15 protein-coding genes are annotated in these 17,406 nt (G+C 66.1%); all 15 read left to right on the top strand.

The annotated features are described in order from the left end of the window. The first annotated feature begins 49 nt into the window (after window positions 1–49). Window positions 50–640 carry an ATP-dependent Clp protease proteolytic subunit gene (locus C0J29_RS21085; protein ID WP_065048975.1) on the top strand — a complete coding sequence of 197 codons (591 nt, stop codon included), beginning with the start codon at window positions 50–52 and terminating at the stop codon, window positions 638–640. Beyond that, window positions 637–1,281 carry an ATP-dependent CLP protease proteolytic subunit ClpP2 gene (gene clpP2 / locus C0J29_RS21080; RefSeq protein WP_120793457.1) on the top strand — a complete coding sequence of 215 codons (645 nt, stop codon included), beginning with the start codon at window positions 637–639 and terminating at the stop codon, window positions 1,279–1,281. The genes C0J29_RS21085 and clpP2 overlap by 4 nt, the downstream gene beginning before the upstream one ends. 363 nt (window positions 1,282–1,644) lie before the next feature. Beyond that, window positions 1,645–2,925 (top strand): ATP-dependent Clp protease ATP-binding subunit ClpX, encoded by a 1,281-nt coding sequence (clpX, locus tag C0J29_RS21075; protein ID WP_120793456.1) that lies wholly within the window; start codon window positions 1,645–1,647, stop codon window positions 2,923–2,925. A 56-nt stretch (window positions 2,926–2,981) separates the two neighbouring features. Then, window positions 2,982–4,265, top strand: coding sequence for an MFS transporter (locus C0J29_RS21070; RefSeq protein WP_120793455.1), 1,284 nt, complete (start codon window positions 2,982–2,984; stop codon window positions 4,263–4,265). Window positions 4,266–4,493: 228 nt separating this feature from the next. Continuing rightward, window positions 4,494–6,440, top strand: a complete 1,947-nt coding sequence (locus C0J29_RS21065) for a 2-oxoacid:acceptor oxidoreductase subunit alpha (protein WP_120793454.1) — start codon at window positions 4,494–4,496, stop codon at window positions 6,438–6,440. A 33-nt stretch (window positions 6,441–6,473) separates the two neighbouring features. Further along, window positions 6,474–7,562 (top strand): 2-oxoacid:ferredoxin oxidoreductase subunit beta, encoded by a 1,089-nt coding sequence (locus tag C0J29_RS21060; RefSeq protein WP_065048967.1) that lies wholly within the window; start codon window positions 6,474–6,476, stop codon window positions 7,560–7,562. Between the two features lie 8 nt (window positions 7,563–7,570). After that, on the top strand, window positions 7,571–8,164 hold the full coding sequence (gene mobA, locus C0J29_RS21055) for a molybdenum cofactor guanylyltransferase (protein WP_371872424.1): 594 nt from the start codon (window positions 7,571–7,573) through the stop codon (window positions 8,162–8,164). A 691-nt stretch (window positions 8,165–8,855) separates the two neighbouring features. Further along, a complete protein-coding gene (locus tag C0J29_RS21045) occupies window positions 8,856–9,404 on the top strand; it encodes a transglycosylase family protein (protein ID WP_065163742.1) in 549 nt (182 codons plus the stop codon). A 121-nt stretch (window positions 9,405–9,525) separates the two neighbouring features. After that, complete coding sequence (locus C0J29_RS21040) at window positions 9,526–10,782, top strand: saccharopine dehydrogenase family protein (protein WP_120793452.1); 1,257 nt, start codon at window positions 9,526–9,528, stop codon at window positions 10,780–10,782. A gap of 103 nt (window positions 10,783–10,885) precedes the next feature. Then, entirely contained in the window at window positions 10,886–11,473 is a 588-nt protein-coding gene (locus C0J29_RS21035) for a DUF937 domain-containing protein (RefSeq protein WP_065045609.1), read from the top strand. 100 nt (window positions 11,474–11,573) lie between these two features. Then, window positions 11,574–12,221: a LysM peptidoglycan-binding domain-containing protein gene (locus C0J29_RS21030; RefSeq protein ID WP_065163744.1), complete on the top strand. Its 648-nt coding sequence runs from the start codon at window positions 11,574–11,576 to the stop codon at window positions 12,219–12,221. Between the two features lie 64 nt (window positions 12,222–12,285). Next, window positions 12,286–14,928 carry a valine--tRNA ligase gene (locus tag C0J29_RS21025; RefSeq protein ID WP_120793451.1) on the top strand — a complete coding sequence of 881 codons (2,643 nt, stop codon included), beginning with the start codon at window positions 12,286–12,288 and terminating at the stop codon, window positions 14,926–14,928. After that, complete coding sequence (gene folC, locus C0J29_RS21020) at window positions 14,928–16,361, top strand: bifunctional tetrahydrofolate synthase/dihydrofolate synthase (RefSeq protein ID WP_120793450.1); 1,434 nt, start codon at window positions 14,928–14,930, stop codon at window positions 16,359–16,361. Before C0J29_RS21025 ends, folC begins: the two co-directional genes overlap by 1 nt. Before the next feature lie 50 nt (window positions 16,362–16,411). Then, entirely contained in the window at window positions 16,412–16,738 is a 327-nt protein-coding gene (locus tag C0J29_RS21015; protein WP_120794871.1) for a DUF4233 domain-containing protein, read from the top strand. 47 nt (window positions 16,739–16,785) lie between these two features. After that, on the top strand, window positions 16,786–17,196 hold the full coding sequence (gene ndk / locus C0J29_RS21010; protein ID WP_055577884.1) for a nucleoside-diphosphate kinase: 411 nt from the start codon (window positions 16,786–16,788) through the stop codon (window positions 17,194–17,196). Window positions 17,197–17,406: the final 210 nt, after the last annotated feature.

Raw genomic sequence — 17,406 nt, 5'->3', positions numbered from 1 at the left:
TCGGTCCAACAAGCTATTCGAGAAAGCAGGTACTTCAGTCGTGACTGACATGCGTGGGAACTCGGTGGGTCTCAACCTCACGGACTCCGTCTATGAGCGCTTGCTGTCCGAGCGCATCATCTTCCTGGGGTCGGAGGTGAACGACGAGGTCGCCAACCGGCTGTGTGCGCAGATTCTGCTGCTCGCCGCCGAGGACGGCGACAAAGACATCAACCTCTACATCAACTCCCCGGGTGGATCGATCAGCGCCGGGATGGCCATCTACGACACCATGGTGCTGGCGCCCTGCGACATCGCCACCTATGCGATGGGAATGGCCGCCTCGATGGGCGAGTTCCTGCTGGCGGCGGGCACCAAGGGTAAGCGCTACGCGCTGCCGCACGCGCGCATCCTGATGCACCAGCCGTTGGGCGGGGTGACGGGCAGCGCGGCCGACATCGCCATCCAGGCCGAGCAGTTCGCCGTCATCAAGAAGGAGATGTTCCGGCTCAACGCCGAGTTCACCGGCCAGTCGATCGAGCGCATCGAGGCCGACTCCGACCGCGACCGCTGGTTCACCGCACCCGAAGCGCTGGAATACGGCTTCGTCGACCACATCATCACGCGCGCCGCCCACATCAGCAACGGAGAAGTCCAGTGAACCCTCTGAACCCGCAGACCCAGCCGCAGGCGCGCTACATCCTGCCGTCGTTCATCGAACACTCCAGCTTCGGCGTCAAAGAGTCCAACCCGTACAACAAGCTGTTCGAGGAACGCATCATCTTCCTCGGTGTCCAGGTCGACGACGCGTCGGCGAACGACATCATGGCGCAGTTGCTCGTGCTGGAGTCGCTGGACCCCGACCGCGACATCACCATGTACATCAACTCGCCGGGCGGTGGCTTCACCTCGCTGATGGCCATCTACGACACCATGCAGTACGTGCGCGCCGACATTCAGACGGTGTGCCTGGGTCAGGCCGCGTCGGCCGCCGCGGTCCTGCTGGCCGCCGGCACCCCGGGTAAGCGGATGGCGCTGCCGAACGCGCGGGTGCTGATCCACCAGCCGTCGCTCTCGGGTGTGATCCAGGGGCAGTTCTCCGACCTGGAGATCCAGGCCGCCGAGATCGAGCGGATGCGCACGCTGATGGAGACGACGCTGGCCCGCCACACGGGCAAGGACGCCGCGACGGTCCGCAAGGACACCGACCGGGACAAGATCCTGACCGCCGAAGACGCCAAGGAGTACGGGATCATCGACACCGTCCTCGAGTACCGCAAGCTGTCGGCGCAGAACACCTGACGGGCGAGCAGACGCGAAATCGCCCCGGGACGCGCGTTCCGGGGCGATTTTGCGTCTGCTGGCGGGACGGGGTCGCGGTAGGGTTGATGCCTGGTGGTCCGCTCCCGGAGGGCCCACCAGCGTCGGCGGGGTTACGACCGCGACACGCCAGGGACACGTATTGCGCGTCCCGGCGAGTGGCGGACCCCGTCGGAGGATATGTTGCACTCACACGAGAAGTACCCAGCGGAGTGAGCACCAGCAAATACCAAGGAAGCTATTCGGCGTTATCGGTCGCGACAGGCCGGAACAAACGGGTAGCGTCGTGGGATACACGCGGCAGGCAAGACGAACGGCGACACAGGAAGTAGGCCCTGAGGCATCATGGCGCGCATCGGAGACGGCGGTGACTTGCTGAAGTGCTCGTTCTGCGGGAAGAGCCAAAAGCAGGTCAAGAAACTCATTGCGGGTCCCGGTGTGTACATCTGCGATGAGTGCATCGACCTGTGCAACGAGATCATCGAAGAGGAGCTCGCCGACGCCGACGACGTGAAGCTCGACGAGCTGCCCAAGCCCATCGAGATCCGGGACTTCCTGGAGGGCTACGTCATCGGGCAGGACACCGCCAAGCGGACGCTGGCTGTCGCGGTCTACAACCACTACAAGCGTATCCAGGCCGGGGAGAAGGGTCGCGACTCCCGGTACGAGCCGGTCGAGTTGACCAAGTCCAACATCCTGATGCTCGGTCCCACCGGCTGCGGCAAGACCTACCTGGCCCAGACCCTGGCCAAGATGCTCAACGTGCCCTTCGCCATCGCCGACGCCACCGCGTTGACCGAGGCCGGTTACGTCGGTGAGGACGTCGAGAACATCCTGCTCAAGCTCATCCAGGCCGCGGACTACGACGTCAAGCGCGCCGAGACCGGCATCATCTACATCGACGAGGTCGACAAGATCGCCCGCAAGAGCGAGAACCCGTCGATCACTCGCGACGTCTCCGGTGAGGGCGTTCAGCAGGCGCTGCTGAAGATCCTGGAAGGCACCCAGGCGTCGGTGCCCCCGCAGGGCGGCCGCAAGCACCCCCACCAGGAATTCATCCAGATCGACACCACCAACGTGCTGTTCATCGTGGCGGGCGCGTTCGCCGGTCTGGAGAAGATCATCTACGAGCGGGTCGGCAAGCGGGGTCTGGGCTTCGGCGCCGAGGTGCGCTCGAAGGCCGAGATCGACACCACCGACCACTTCGCCGAAGTGATGCCCGAGGACCTGATCAAGTTCGGCTTGATCCCCGAGTTCATCGGACGCCTCCCGGTGGTCGCCTCGGTCACCAACCTCGACAAGGAGTCGTTGGTCAAGATCCTGTCGGAGCCGAAGAACGCTCTGGTGAAGCAGTACACCCGGCTGTTCGAGATGGACGGCGTGGAGTTGGAGTTCGCCGAAGACGCGCTGGACGCGATCGCCGACCAGGCCATTCACCGCGGCACCGGCGCTCGCGGTCTGCGCGCCATCATGGAGGAAGTCCTGCTGCCGGTGATGTACGACATCCCGAGCCGCGACGACGTCGCCAAGGTGGTCGTCACCAAGGAGACCGTGCAGGACAACGTGCTCCCGACGATCGTGCCGCGCAAGCCTTCCCGTTCCGAGCGCCGCGACAAGAGCGCCTGACCGCTGGCAGTTCCGCCTGCGAAGTCGGCATGACCGCAGGCGAACTTGGGTAACTACTGTGGGTGCCCGGTGACGCTGTTTCGCGGCGCCTGGCGCGCTCGCTGGACCTGCTGAACCTACTGCTCGCTGACGTTCGCGACGGCCTGGGTCCATACCTGTCGATCTATCTGTTGATCACCCACCACTGGGATCAGGAATCGATCGGTTTCGTGATGGCGATCGGTGGCATCGGTGCCATAGTCGCGCAGGCTCCGGTCGGCGCCCTGGTCGACACAACGACGGCCAAGCGCGGCCTGATCATCGTCGGCGCGCTGATCGTGACCGCCGGCTCCCTGGCAATGCCGCTGTTTCCGCGCCTGTATCCGATCTCCTTCCTTCAGGTCATCACCGGCATGGCCGGCTCGATCTTCGCGCCGGCACTGGCCGCCATCACGCTGGGTGTGGTCGGCCCGCGATTCTTCGCCCGCCGCATCGGGCGCAACGAGTCGTTCAACCACGCCGGCAACGCGGCGGCCGCGGCGGTCACCGGGGGACTGGCCTACTTCTTCGGTCCAGCCGTGGTGTTCTGGGTGCTGGCCGCGATGGCCGCCGGGAGCGTGGCCGCGACCTTGTGGATACCCGGTGACGTCATCGACCACGACGTCGCCCGCGGCATGGACCACCCGCCCGGCGGAGGTCACCGGCAGGTGCAACCGGTGACCGCGCTGCTGCGCAACCGCAGGCTCGTGACGTTCGCGGTGGCGGTGGTGGCATTCCACTTCGCCAACGCCGCAATGCTGCCCCTGGTCGGGCAACTGCTGGCGCTGCATAACAAAGACGTCGGTACCGCCCTGATGGCGGCGTGCATCGTCGCCGCGCAACTGGTGATGGTCCCGGTCGCCTACCTGGCCGGCGCCAGAGCCGACGCCTGGGGCCGCAAACCAATCTTCCTGATCGGCTTCGCGGTGCTCACCGCGCGCGGCTTTCTGTACACGCTGTCGGACAACTCGTACTGGCTGGTGGGCGTGCAGTTGCTGGACGGAGTCGGCGCCGGAGTTTTCGGTGCGCTGTTCCCACTGGTGGTCCAGGACGTGACGCACGGGACGGGCCGGTTCAACGTGAGCCTGGGCGGCGTCACCGCGGCGATGGGGATCGGGGCCGCGGTCTCCAACTACGTGGCCGGCTCGATCGTCGTCGCCGCCGGATATCACACGGCGTTCCTGTCGCTTGGGGCTATCGCGGGCGCGGGATTCGTCCTGTATCTGATAGCCATGCCGGAGACGGGACCGAAAACAGGCTCGAAAACAGGCACCGAAACGCGATCGGAAACCCGGCCGGACACCGCCACGCCGATAAAGTGACCAATACCACAGTTTTGTTCCTGCCCGCACCCGGCGTCAGCCTGACATCGGCTTTTACCTGCATACTCGCCGGTAACAAGCTTAAGAGTACGGCTGTACACCCTTAGAGAAGTGTCATAATTGGTACCGCCAGTGACATAAAACGTGACAGCGGAGACGGCACTTCAGCGCGCGTAATCTGGACTGCAGCGGAGTGCCTGTCCGGATACCAAGTTGGAAGGCGGAGACGTGAATCCGAACGGCAACGGCGCCGGGGAAGAGTCTCAGAATGGGTCCAGTCGACAGCGACTGGAGAATGTCGTCATCCGATTCGCGGGAGACTCCGGCGACGGCATGCAGTTGACCGGTGACCGATTCACCTCGGAGGCCGCTCTTTTCGGCAACGACTTGGCCACGCAGCCTAACTATCCGGCCGAGATTCGCGCTCCGGCAGGCACATTGCCCGGCGTCTCGTCTTTCCAGATCCAGATCGCCGACTATGACATCCTGACCGCCGGGGACCGTCCCGACGTTCTGGTGGCCATGAATCCAGCCGCGCTAAAGGCCAACATCGGCGACCTGCCGCGCGGGGGAATGGTGATCGCCAATTCCGACGAATTCACCAAGCGCAATCTCACCAAAGTCGGTTATGTGACCAATCCTTTGGAGTCCGACGAGCTCGAGGAATACGTGGTGCACTCCGTGCCGATGACCACGCTGACCCTCGGGGCCGTCGAAGCGATCGGCGCCACCAAGAAGGACGGCCAGCGCGCCAAGAACATGTTCGCCCTCGGCCTGCTGTCGTGGATGTACGGGCGGCCGGTCCAGACCAGCGAAACCTTCATCAGGGAGAAGTTCGCCCGCAAGCCCGACATCGCCGAGGCCAACGTGCTGGCGCTGAAGGCCGGCTGGAACTACGGCGAAACCACCGAGGCGTTCGGGACCACCTACGAGGTGTCCAAGGCCTCGTTGCCGCCCGGCGAGTACCGGCAGATCTCCGGCAATACCGCACTGGCCTACGGCATTGTCGCCGCCGGCCACCTGGCCAACAAGCAGGTGATGCTCGGCAGCTACCCGATCACCCCGGCGTCGGACATCCTGCACGAGCTGTCCAAGCACAAGAACTTCAACGTCATCACCTTCCAGGCCGAGGACGAGATCGGTGGCATCTGTGCCGCGATCGGCGCCTCCTACGGTGGGGCGCTCGGCGTCACCAGCACCTCGGGACCGGGAATCTCGCTGAAATCCGAAGCCATGGGCCTGGCCGTGATGACCGAGCTGCCGTTGATCGTCATCGACGTCCAGCGCGGCGGACCGTCCACCGGTCTGCCCACCAAGACCGAGCAGGCCGACCTGCTGCAGGCGTTGTTCGGCCGCAACGGCGAGTCACCGGTGGCGGTGGTGGCTCCGCGGTCGCCCTCCGATTGCTTCGAGACCGCGGTGGAGGCGGTGCGGATCGCGGTGTCGTACCACACCCCGGTGATCCTGTTGTCCGACGGCGCGATCGCCAACGGCTCTGAGCCCTGGGCGATTCCGGACGTGACCTCGTTCGAGCCGATCAAGCACATCTTCGCCAAACCGGGTGAGCCCTTCGAGCCGTACGCCCGGCACCGCGACACCCTCGCCCGCCAGTTCGCGGTGCCCGGCACCCCCGGGCTCGAGCATCGGATCGGGGGGCTAGAAGCGGCCAACGGATCAGGGGACATCTCTTACGACCCCACCAACCACGACCTGATGGTCCGGATCCGCAAGGCCAAGATCGACGGCATCCGGGTTCCGGACCTCGAGGTCGACGACCCCACCGGTGACGCAGAGCTGCTGCTGCTCGGCTGGGGGAGTTCCTACGGTCCGATCGGTGAAGCCTGCCGGCGCGCGCGCCGCCGGGGCAAGAAGGTGGCGCACGCCCACCTTCGGTACCTGAACCCGTTCCCGGCGAACCTGGGCGACGTGTTGCACCGATACCCCAAAGTGGTGTGCCCCGAGATGAACATGGGCCAGCTCGCAATGTTGTTGCGTGCCAAGTATTTGGTCGACGTGAAATCGGTGACCAAGGTCAAGGGCGTCTCGTTCCTGGCCGACGAGATAGGCCGGTTCATCCGGGCCGCGCTGGCCGGAAGACTGACCGAGCTCGAGCAGGACAAGACCATAATCGCCAGATTGTCGGCGGCCCACGTTGAAGCGGGGGTCAGCGCGTGAGGTCAGGCGAAGCGATGAGGAGGAGCGGCGCCCGTGACTAGCCTGATCGGCACCAATCTGGGTGTGACCCCGAGAGTGACCAAGAACGACGGGGTGCCTCGGCTGTCTGAAGAAGACCCGCCGCAGAAGGGCAAGGACTTCACCAGCGAGCAGGAGGTGCGCTGGTGTCCGGGGTGCGGTGACTACGTCATCCTCAACACCATCCGCAACTTCCTGCCCGAGCTCGGGTTGCGCCGCGAGAACATCGTTTTCATCAGTGGTATCGGCTGCTCGAGCCGGTTCCCGTATTACCTGGAGACCTACGGTTTCCACTCGATCCACGGCCGCGCGCCGGCCATCGCCACGGGGTTGGCGCTCGCGCGCGAGGACCTGTCCGTCTGGGTGGTCACCGGCGACGGTGACGCGTTGTCGATCGGCGGCAACCACCTCATCCACGCGCTGCGCCGCAACGTCAACCTCACCATTCTGTTGTTCAACAACCGCATCTACGGCCTGACCAAGGGCCAGTACTCGCCGACCTCGGAGGTTGGCAAGGTCACCAAGTCGACGCCGATGGGTTCGCTGGACCACCCGTTCAACCCGGTGTCGCTGGCGTTGGGGGCCGAAGCGACTTTCGTTGGGCGCGCACTGGATTCGGATCGTGCCGGCCTGACGGAGGTGCTTCGGGCCGCGGCCCAGCACCGTGGGGCCGCGCTGGTCGAGATCATGCAGGACTGCCCGATCTTCAATGACGGCTCGTTCGACGCGCTGCGCAAGGAAGGCGCCGAGGAGCGGGTGATCAAGGTCCGCCACGGAGAGCCGATCGTGTTCGGCGCCAATGGCGAGTACTGCGTGGTGAAGTCGGGCTTCGGTCTCGACGTGGCCAAGACCGCCGACGTCGCTCAAGAGGAAATCGTGGTGCACGACGCGCACGGCGATGATTCGGCGTACGCATTCGCGTTGTCGCGCTTGTCGGATCAGAACCTCGACCACATGGTGATGGGCATCTTCCGCGACATCAGCCGACCCACCTATGACGACGCCGCCCGCTCGCAGGTAGAGTCCGCCCAGAATTCGATCCCATCGGATGAAGCCGCCCTGCAGTCGCTGCTGCGCGGGCGTGATACCTGGACCGTGGACTGAGGTGGCGAGTGGCTGAAGACGTTGCACTGGCCGGCGTCGTCGTCGCCGGCGGCGAATCGCGCCGGATGGGCCGTGACAAGGCCACCCTGCCGCTGCCCGGCGGGACGGGCACGATGGTGGAGCGTGTGGTTGACGTTGTGTCGCAACGCTGTTCGCCGGTCTACGTGATGGCGGCGCCGGGACAACCGCTGCCCGCGCTGTCGGTGCAGATCTTGCGCGACGAGGTGCGCGGGCTGGGCCCACTGCCGGCGACCGGACGCGGACTGCGGGCCGCCGCGGCGGCCGGGGCGCGCTACGCGTTTGTCGCTGCGGTCGACATGCCTTCTCTGACAGTCGATTTGATCGAAGAACTGTTCCGCCTCGCCGTCGAGACCAACGCCGAGGTGGTAATGCCGTGGGACGGTCGCAGCCACTACCTCGCCGCGATCTACCGCACGGACCTCGCCGACCGCATCGACGCGTTGGTCGCCGCCGGCGCGCGCAAAATGAGCGACCTCATCGACGCGTCGGATGCTCAGCAGATCGTGCTGACGGAATCCGAAGCGCTGACCAACGTGAACACGGTGGACGATTTGCGGACCCCGGTGCGTCAGGGACGTTGACGGTTCCCTTGCGCCGGTGACGGCGTTGCGCCACAACATCTTTGAAGCGGGCTCACGTCGTGCTCCGAGACATGGTGAATTCAAAGAACATTCACATGAACCCTGGTTTTCGCTGGATACCGATGTCCGTGAAAGCTTTTGTGACAGACGCCAATTGAAATGGTGAGTTGTGTGCCACGTCACCCTGCCATCGTTATCTTCACGTGTTGTTGGTCGCGCGTCGGATAGCGAAATCCGGTGGCCCAGCTCACAATATCGGCGTGATTCGGCTCACGAAGAAGGGGTAGTCCGGAGCGGCCGACGGGCGCCGGAATCCGTCGTCTGACCTGCACAGACCATTCCTGTACCGATCCGTGATCGACTCGTTATCGGTATGGGATACCCAACTTTGCCGAAGTGACGAATCCAAATCGTTATCGTACGGTCCTTTTAGCCCAAAAATGGGCACCAAAAATAATTGGAAAATTGAATCCACGGACCCGCGTGTGAGCGGAGTGGGAGACGGCACTCGATAGGGGTGCCGCCCCGCAGGCGTCGGCCAGCGGCCGCGCCGGGCAGACCATGTCCTCCGCTGTCGTGCCGAAACGAGACGGCACGCCCTGAAGCGTTCTCAGCGTCATTGACGCACTAAGCAACACCCGCCCCACTTCTGTGGGCTGTCTTCAGCGCGCGCGCAACGAAAGGAAGATTGTTGAAGAACGTCCGCAAGACGCTCATTGTCGCCGCGATTACCGGAACCCTCGTGACCGTGCCGACCACCGGCATCGCTCATGCGGATGTCCAGGGCGTGGACCCCAATGTCGCTCCCGGCTTCGACCCGGGCCTGCCGGCGCCTGACGCGCCGCCGGCCCCGGAGAACGTGGGCTTCGACCCGAACCTGCCGGCCCCGGACGCCCCCCCGGCGCCTGACGCCCCGCCGGCACCGGAGAACGTGGGCTTCGACCCGAACCTCCCGGCTCCGGACGCCCCGCCCGTCGACGAGGTCCCCGCACCGGCTCCGGTCAAGGCGTACAGCGTCAACTGGGACGCGATCGCACAGTGCGAGTCCGGTGGCAACTGGGCGATCAGCACCGGCAACGGCTACTCCGGTGGCCTGCAGTTCACCTCCAGCACCTGGCATGCCAACGGTGGCTCGGGCTCGGCAGCCGGCGCCAGCCGTGAAGAGCAGATCCGCGTGGCCGAGAACGTGCTGCATTCGCAGGGCATCGGCGCGTGGCCGGTCTGCGGCCGCCGCGGCTGATCAAAACCGAGAACTGAATACGCGCTAACGCGCACGGCGAGTGCCGGGCCTTCGGGCCCGGCATTCGTCGTCTGCGGGCCACCATCCGGGTCATCACCCGTCCGGGGGTAGCGTCAACCGGGTGACCGAGACGCCACGCGAATTCGACATCATCGTCTATGGGGCAACGGGCTTCGTGGGGAAGCTGACCGCCGAATACCTCGCCCGGGCGGGGGGAGACGCGCGAATCGCGCTGGCCGGCAGGTCTCGAGAACGACTGGAAGCCGTCCGTAAGACGTTGGGACCCGGCGCCCAGGACTGGGCGCTGATCTCTGCCGACGCCACCTCCGAGTCCTCGCTCAAAGAAATGGCCGCCCGCACCCGGGTCGTCATCACCACGGTGGGTCCCTACACCCGCTATGGGCTGCCCCTGGTGGCGGCGTGTGCCGCGGCCGGCACCGACTACGCCGACCTGACCGGCGAGGCGAACTTCATGCGCGAAAGCATCGACCTCTATCACAAGCAGGCTGCCGACACCGGCGCGCGGATCGTGCACGCGTGCGGATTCGACTCCGTCCCGTCAGACCTGACCGTGTTCGCACTCTACCGTGCCGCGCACGACGATGGTGCGGGCGAGCTGGGCGAGACCAACTTCGTGGTGCGTTCGATGCGGGGTGGAGCATCGGGAGGAACCATCGCCTCGGGCGTCGAGATCATGAGAGCCGCCGCGCGGGACTCCGATGTGCGACGGCAAATGTCCGATCCGTACACGCTGAGCACAGATCGCGCGGCCGAGCCGGAGCTGGGCACGCAGCCGGACCTGACCTTGCGCCGGGGTAGCCGGATCGCACCGGAACTGGCCGGACTGTGGACAGCTGCATTCCCGATGGCGCCCAGCAACACCCGTATCGTGCGACGCAGCAACGCACTGATGAAGTGGGCCTACGGCCGCACGTTCCGCTACACCGAAACCATGAGCGTGGGCTCGTCCCCGGTCGCGCCCGTCGCGTCGGCGGTCATGACCGGGTTCACCAGTGCGTTCTTCGGGTTGGGCAGTCGCGTTCTGGACCGGGTCCCGGCGAAGCTGTTGGAGCGCGTCCTGCCCAAGTCGGGAAGCGGCCCCAGTGACAAGGCCCGCGAACGCGGCTTCTACAAGGTCGAGACGTACACCACCACGACGTCCGGCGCCCGCTACGTGGCGCGCATGGAACAGCGCGGCGACCCCGGGTACAAGGCCACCTCGGTGATGTTGGGAGAGTGCGGTCTTGCCTTGGCCAAGGACCGCGACAAGCTCCCCGACCTGCATGGCGTGCTGACCCCGGCGGCGGCCATGGGCGACGCGTTGTTGGCCCGGTTCCCACACGCAGGTATCGAGCTGCGGACCGAACGGTTAAATTGACGCACTAGTTGAAATCCGCCTGATCCAAGGGTGTTGATCCAGATCGGGTGCGTCTAGTGTCGAAGCTGCTCACCTCCCATCCCAGCGACGAAGGTGGATCACGATGGCCGCTCTCGACGATCTCTACTCGCAGATTCCCACCTCGGACATCGCGACGAAGCTGGGGGCCGACCAGGGCGAGGTCGACAAGGCGGTGCACACCCTGGTGCCGGTGCTGCTCAGCGGCCTGCAGCACACGTCGCAAGACCCCGAGCACGCCAGCAAGATCGAGGATGCCGCCAGCGGGCACGCCGCCCGCGGGCTACTCGACGCCGGCGGCGGCGTCGACCACGTCGACGAGAACGATGGGCACCAGGCGGTCGCGACGCTCTTCGGCGGCAAGGACACCAACGAAGTCGCCACGGCACTGGCCGGCGGTGGCGCCGGCAACAGCGAACTGCTCAAGCAACTGCTGCCCATCATCTTGCCAATCGTGTTGGCGTACATCGGAAAACAACTCAATTCCGGTGGCGCCGCCGAGACCCCCGCCTCGCAGCAACGCAGCTCCGGTGGCGGGCTGGGCGACATCCTGGGCAGTATCCTGGGCGGCGGTAACGACAAGTCGCTGGGCGGCATTCTCGGCAGCGTGCTGGGCGGTAAGGGCGGTGGCCTCGGCGACATTCTCGGCGGCCTGCTCGGTGGTAAGAAATAATCTGCGCCACAACAGGACTGAGCTGAGGCGCGCTGTTTCGGTCGCGTTGGCGACCAATGGTTTTCAGGTCCCGTAACGATAGGTATGGAGAGGAAAGCTCATGGCAGACAGGCTCACCGAAGGTCAGAAGCTGGTAAAGGGCGAGTCCCTGACGTCGAACAACGGTGCCTACACGCTGACCCTGCAGGACGACGGCAACCTGGTGCTGGCCGTATGGGGCAAGCCGATCTGGTCAACCTCGACCAATGGCCAGGACGTGGTGCGCGCCGAGGTGCAGACCGACGGCAACTTCGTGCTCTACACCGCCGACAAGCCGGTGTGGCACAGCGACACCAAGGGCAAGAAGCAGGTCCAGCTCGTTCTGCAGGACGACCGGAACCTGGTGCTGTACGCGGCCGACGGGCCTGCCTGGTCCACCAAGACCGAGACCGACGGGCCGCCGCCGCCCGAGCCTGTGGCCGAGGCGCAGAAGTCCGGCTCGGGCTCGGGTCAATCCGGCTGGTGGGGATCGGATGAGCCGGCGGAGAACGCTGTCGCCGAAGCGCCCGCCGAACCCGCGGCCGAAGCCCCGCCGGCCGAACCCGAACCCGAACCCGCACGCACCTACACCGTCGAGTCCGGCGACACCCTGTGGGCGATCGCGGAGCGGTTCTACGGCGACGGCAGCAAGTATCAGGTCATCGCCGACGCCAGCGGGATCCCGAACCCCGACCTGATCCACCCCGGGCAGGTGCTCACCATCCCGTAGTCGGGATTCACCTGGGGTTTCAGGCCCTTACACGGGAGCGGCTGGCGGTTCCTAGAATTGACCGGTGACCGCCAGCCCCCGCCCCGCCGATGACCAGCTGCCCAAGTCCTGGGATCCGGCCGCGATGGAGGGCGCGATCTACCAGAAATGGGTGGACGCCGGCTACTTCACCGCCGACCCGGAGAGCACCAAGCCCGCGTACTCGATCGTGCTTCCACCGCCGAATGTGACCGGCAGCCTGCACATGGGCCACGCGCTGGAACACACGATGATGGACGCGCTGACCCGGCGTAAGCGCATGCAGGGCTACGAGGTGCTGTGGCAGCCGGGCATGGACCACGCCGGCATCGCCACCCAGAGCGTGGTGGAAAAGCAGCTGGCGGTCGACGGCAAGACCAAAGAGGACTTCGGCCGCGAGTTGTTCGTCGACAAGGTCTGGGATTGGAAGCGCGAGTCCGGCGGCGCGATCGGCGGCCAGATGCGCCGGCTCGGCGACGGCGTGGACTGGAGCCGGGACCGCTTCACGATGGACGAGGGCCTGTCGCGGGCGGTGCGGACGATCTTCAAACGCCTCTACGACGACGGCCTGATCTATCAGGCCGAACGGCTGGTCAACTGGTCGCCGGTGCTCGAGACGGCGATCTCGGACCTCGAGGTCAACTACCAGGACGTCGAAGGCGAGCTGGTGTCGTTCCGCTACGGCTCGCTCGACGATTCACAACCCCACATCGTGGTCGCGACCACCCGGGTGGAGACCATGCTGGGCGACACCGCCATTGCGGTGCACCCCGACGACGACCGTTACCGCCATCTGGTCGGTACTCGCCTGCCGCACCCGTTCGTCGATCGCGAAATGATTGTGGTCGCAGACGAGCATGTCGATCCCGAATTCGGCACCGGCGCAGTGAAAGTCACCCCCGCCCACGATCCCAATGACTTCGAGATCGGGATGCGTCATCAGCTCCCGATGCCCTCGATCATGGACACCAAGGGCCGGATCGCCGACACCGGAACGCAATTCGACGGCATGGACCGGTTCGAAGCCCGGGTCAAAGTGCGCGAGGCACTTGCCGCCCAGGGCCGGGTCGTCGAGGAGAAGCGGCCCTACCTGCACAGCGTTGGGCATTCCGAGCGTAGTGGTGAGCCGATCGAACCCCGGCTGTCCCTGCAGTGGTGGGTCCGGGTGGAGTCGATGGCCAAGGCTGCCGGTGACGCGGTTCGCAATGGCGACACCGTGATTCACCCGGCAAGCCTGGAGCCGCGGTGGTTCGCGTGGGTGGACGACATGCACGATTGGTGCATCTCTCGGCAGCTGTGGTGGGGCCACCGTATCCCGATCTGGTACGGGCCCAACGGGGAAATGGTGTGCGTCGGTCCCGACGACACCCCGCCGGACGGGTGGGAGCAGGACAGCGACGTGCTGGACACCTGGTTCTCCTCGGCGTTGTGGCCGTTCTCCACCCTGGGCTGGCCGTTGAAGACCGCGGCGCTGGAAAAGTTCTATCCGACAAGTGTTCTGGTCACCGGCTACGACATCCTGTTCTTCTGGGTGGCCCGGATGATGATGTTCGGCACCTACGTCGGCGGCGACGACGTCATCACCCTCGACGGTCGTCGCGGCCCGCAGGTGCCGTTCACCGACGTGTTCCTGCACGGGTTGATCCGCGACGAGTTCGGCCGGAAAATGAGCAAGTCCAAGGGCAACGTCATCGACCCGCTCGAGTGGATGGACAAGTTCGGGGCCGACGCCCTGCGGTTCACCCTGGCGCGCGGCGCCAGTCCGGGCGGCGACCTCGCAATCGGCGAGGACGCGGTGCGGGCGTCCCGCAACTTCGGCACCAAACTGTTCAACGCCACCAGGTATGCGCTGATGAACGGCGCCGCCCTGGCGCCGCTGCCCGACGAACTCACCGATGCCGACCGCTGGGTGCTGGGCCGGCTGGAAGAGGTTCGCGCGGAAGTCGATGCGGCCTTCGACAGTTACGAGTTCAGCCGCGCCTGCGAGGCGCTCTACCACTTCGCCTGGGACGAATTCTGCGACTGGTATCTCGAGCTCGCCAAAACGCAGCTGGCGCAGGGGCTTTCGGGTACCACCGCGGTGCTGGCCGCCGGCCTGGACACCCTGCTGCGACTGCTGCATCCGGTGATTCCCTTCATCAGCGAAGCCCTCTGGCAGGCGCTCACCGGTCAGGAGTCGCTGGTGATCGCGGATTGGCCCAAGCCTTCCGGCATCACGCTGGATCCGGTTGCCGCGCAACGGATCACCGACATGCAGAAGTTGGTGACCGAGGTGCGCCGGTTCCGTAGCGATCAGGGCCTGGCCGACCGGCAGAAGGTGCCGGCCCGGTTGGTCGGTGTCGATGACGCCGGTCTGAGTAATCAGGTTCCCGCCGTGACGTCGCTGGCCTGGCTGACCGAACCGGGTGGCGGCTTCGCTGCGTCGGCCTCCCTCGAGGTCCGCCTGAGCACGGCAACGGTCGTCGTCGAACTGGACACCTCGGGCACCATCGACGTGGCCGCCGAGCGTCGACGCCTGGAAAAGGACCTGGCCGCAGCGCAAAAGGAGCTGGCATCCACCGCGGCCAAACTCGGCAACGCCGACTTCCTGGCCAAGGCGCCGGAGGCCGTCGTGGACAAGATTCGCGCGCGCCAGCAGGTGGCCCAGGAGGAGACCGACCGGATCACCGCCAAATTGGCGGCGCTGTAATGAGTTCCGAATCGGAGGACTGGGAGTCCGGCACCCGGCTGGTTCCCACCCCGGATGAGATCGCCTCCCTGCTGCAGGTCGAACATCTACTTGACCAGCGCTGGCCGGAGACCCGCATCGAGCCGAGCCTGACCCGGATCAGCGCCCTGATGGACCTGCTCGGGTCACCGCAGTTGAGCTACCCGTCGATTCACATCGCCGGCACCAACGGCAAGACGTCGGTCGCGCGGATGATCGACGCGCTGATCACCGCGCTGCAGCAGCGCACCGGCCGCACCACCAGCCCACACCTGCAGTCGGCGGTCGAACGCATCTCGATCGACGGCGAGCCGATCACGCCGGCGCAGTACGTGGACACCTACCGGGAGATCGAGCCGTTCGTGCACATGGTCGACCAGCAGTCGCAGGCTGACGGGGGACCGGCGATGAGCAAGTTCGAGGTGCTTACCGCGATGGCGTTCGCGGCGTTCGCCGATGCGCCCGTCGACGTCGCTGTCGTCGAGGTCGGTATGGGTGGCAGCTGGGACGCCACCAACGTGCTGAACGCGCCGGTGGCCGTCATCACCCCGATCAGCGTCGACCACGTCGACTATCTGGGCGCCGACATCGCGGGGATCGCCAAGGAGAAGGCGGGCATCATCACCCGAGCGCCCGAAGGGTCGCCGGACACCGTCGCGGTGATCGGGCGCCAGGTGCCCGAGGTGATGGACGTGCTGCTCGCTCAGACGGTGCGCGCCGACGCCGCGGTCGCCCGGCAGGACTCGGAGTTCGCCGTGCTGGGCCGGCAGGTGGCCATCGGCGGGCAGCTGCTGCAGTTGCAGGGCCTGGGCGGGGTGTACCCGGACATCTTCCTGCCCCTGCACGGTGAGCATCAGGCGCACAACGCGTCGCTGGCGCTGGCGGCGGTGGAGGCGTTCTTCGGTGCCGGCGCGCAGCGCCAGCTGGATGTGGACGCGGTGCGGGCCGGTTTCGCCGCGGTCACCAGTCCCGGACGGCTGGAGCGCATGCGCAGCGCCCCCACGGTGTTCATCGACGCCGCGCACAACCCGGCCGGTGCGGCCGCGCTCGCGCAGACCCTCGCCGACGAGTTCGACTTCCGCACGCTGGTGGGGGTGGTCGCGGTGCTGGCCGACAAGGATGTGGACGGCATCCTCGCCGCGCTGGAACCGGTGTTCGACTCCGTCGTCGTCACCCACAACGGTTCGCCGCGGGCACTCGACGTCGAGACACTGGCAACCGCGGCGCAGGAGCGGTTCGGGCCTGACCGGGTGATCCCGGCCGACAACCTGCGCGACGCCATCGACGCCGCGACCGCGCTGGTCGACGCGGCCGATCAGGAGGATGAGATGTACTCCGGCACAGGCATTGTCATTACCGGTTCGGTCGTCACCGCCGGCGCCGCCCGCACGCTGTTCGGTCGTGATCCGCAGTGACCGACGACGCGCAGCCGCCGCCCGACCCGTGGAAGAGCTTCGCCGGTGTGATGGCCGGGACACTCATCCTCGAGGTCATCGTGGTGCTGCTGGCGATCCCGGTGGTGGGCGTCGTCGGAGGCGGCTTGAGCGGTGCATCGCTGGGCTATCTGATCGGATTCGCGGTGCTGCTGGTCGTGCTGACCGGGGTGCAACGCCGGCCCTGGGCGATCTGGGTCAACCTCGGCGCCCAGCTGATCCTGATCGCCGGTTTCCTGGTGTACCCGGCTGTCGGTGTCATGGGGCTGCTGTTCGCCGCGGTGTGGGGGCTGCTCGCGTATCTGCGGGCCGAGGTCCGGCGGCGCCAGGCGCGCTGGACACCGCCGCCCTCGGTGTGACGCATCCAGGTTTGGGGACCGCGGTCTCGACCTCTACTCTGTGCACCGTGACCGAACGGACTCTCGTATTGATCAAGCCCGACGGCGTGGAGCGCCAGTTGATTGGCGAGATACTCAGCCGCATCGAGCGCAAAGGCCTCACCATCGCGGCGCTGGAGCTCAGGACCGTCGGTGAGGACCTGGCACGGCGCCATTACGCCGAGCATGACGGCAAGCCCTTCTTCGGTTCGTTGCTGGAGTTCATCACCTCGGGACCGGTGGTCGCGGCCGTCGTGGTCGGAACCCGCGCGATTGCCGCGTTTCGGCAGCTCGCCGGTGGTACCGACCCGGTGGAGAAGGCCACCCCCGGAACGATCCGCGGTGATTTCGGCCTGGAAACCCAGTTCAACCTGGTGCACGGGTCGGACTCCGCCGAGTCGGCGCAGCGCGAGATCGAGCTCTGGTTTCCCGGCATCTGACCGGGCCGCTCGAAGGGGAGCGTGATCCCCGGAAGTGATGTGGGATACTGACTGCGGGTGAACGTCGTCGAACTGGCGCCGGACACCCGAATGAAGACTTGGGCAAGCGCGACCACCGCCGGTCCGCGGTGCGGCGCAGCATGTCGAGCCGTCATTCAGTACGGCACCGAGTGGGCTCACCATGGGCTGCTCGGGGCGAGACCATCACAA

This window comes from Mycobacterium paragordonae, assembly GCF_003614435.1.
Lineage (GTDB): Bacteria > Actinomycetota > Actinomycetes > Mycobacteriales > Mycobacteriaceae > Mycobacterium > Mycobacterium paragordonae.
This window is presented reverse-complemented; position numbering and strand designations above follow the sequence as displayed.

Bases quoted from the DNA above. Each gene is read 5' to 3' on its own strand.
- C0J29_RS21035 (WP_065045609.1), top strand. From the start codon at position 10,886: ATGGCCGCTCTCGACGATCTCTACTCGCAGATTCCCACCTCGGACATC.
- folC (WP_120793450.1), top strand. From the start codon at position 14,928: ATGAGTTCCGAATCGGAGGACTGGGAGTCCGGCACCCGGCTGGTTCCC.
- C0J29_RS21030 (WP_065163744.1), top strand. From the start codon at position 11,574: ATGGCAGACAGGCTCACCGAAGGTCAGAAGCTGGTAAAGGGCGAGTCC.
- clpX (WP_120793456.1), top strand. From the start codon at position 1,645: ATGGCGCGCATCGGAGACGGCGGTGACTTGCTGAAGTGCTCGTTCTGC.
- C0J29_RS21085 (WP_065048975.1), top strand. From the start codon at position 50: ATGCGTGGGAACTCGGTGGGTCTCAACCTCACGGACTCCGTCTATGAG.
- C0J29_RS21015 (WP_120794871.1), top strand. From the start codon at position 16,412: ATGGCCGGGACACTCATCCTCGAGGTCATCGTGGTGCTGCTGGCGATC.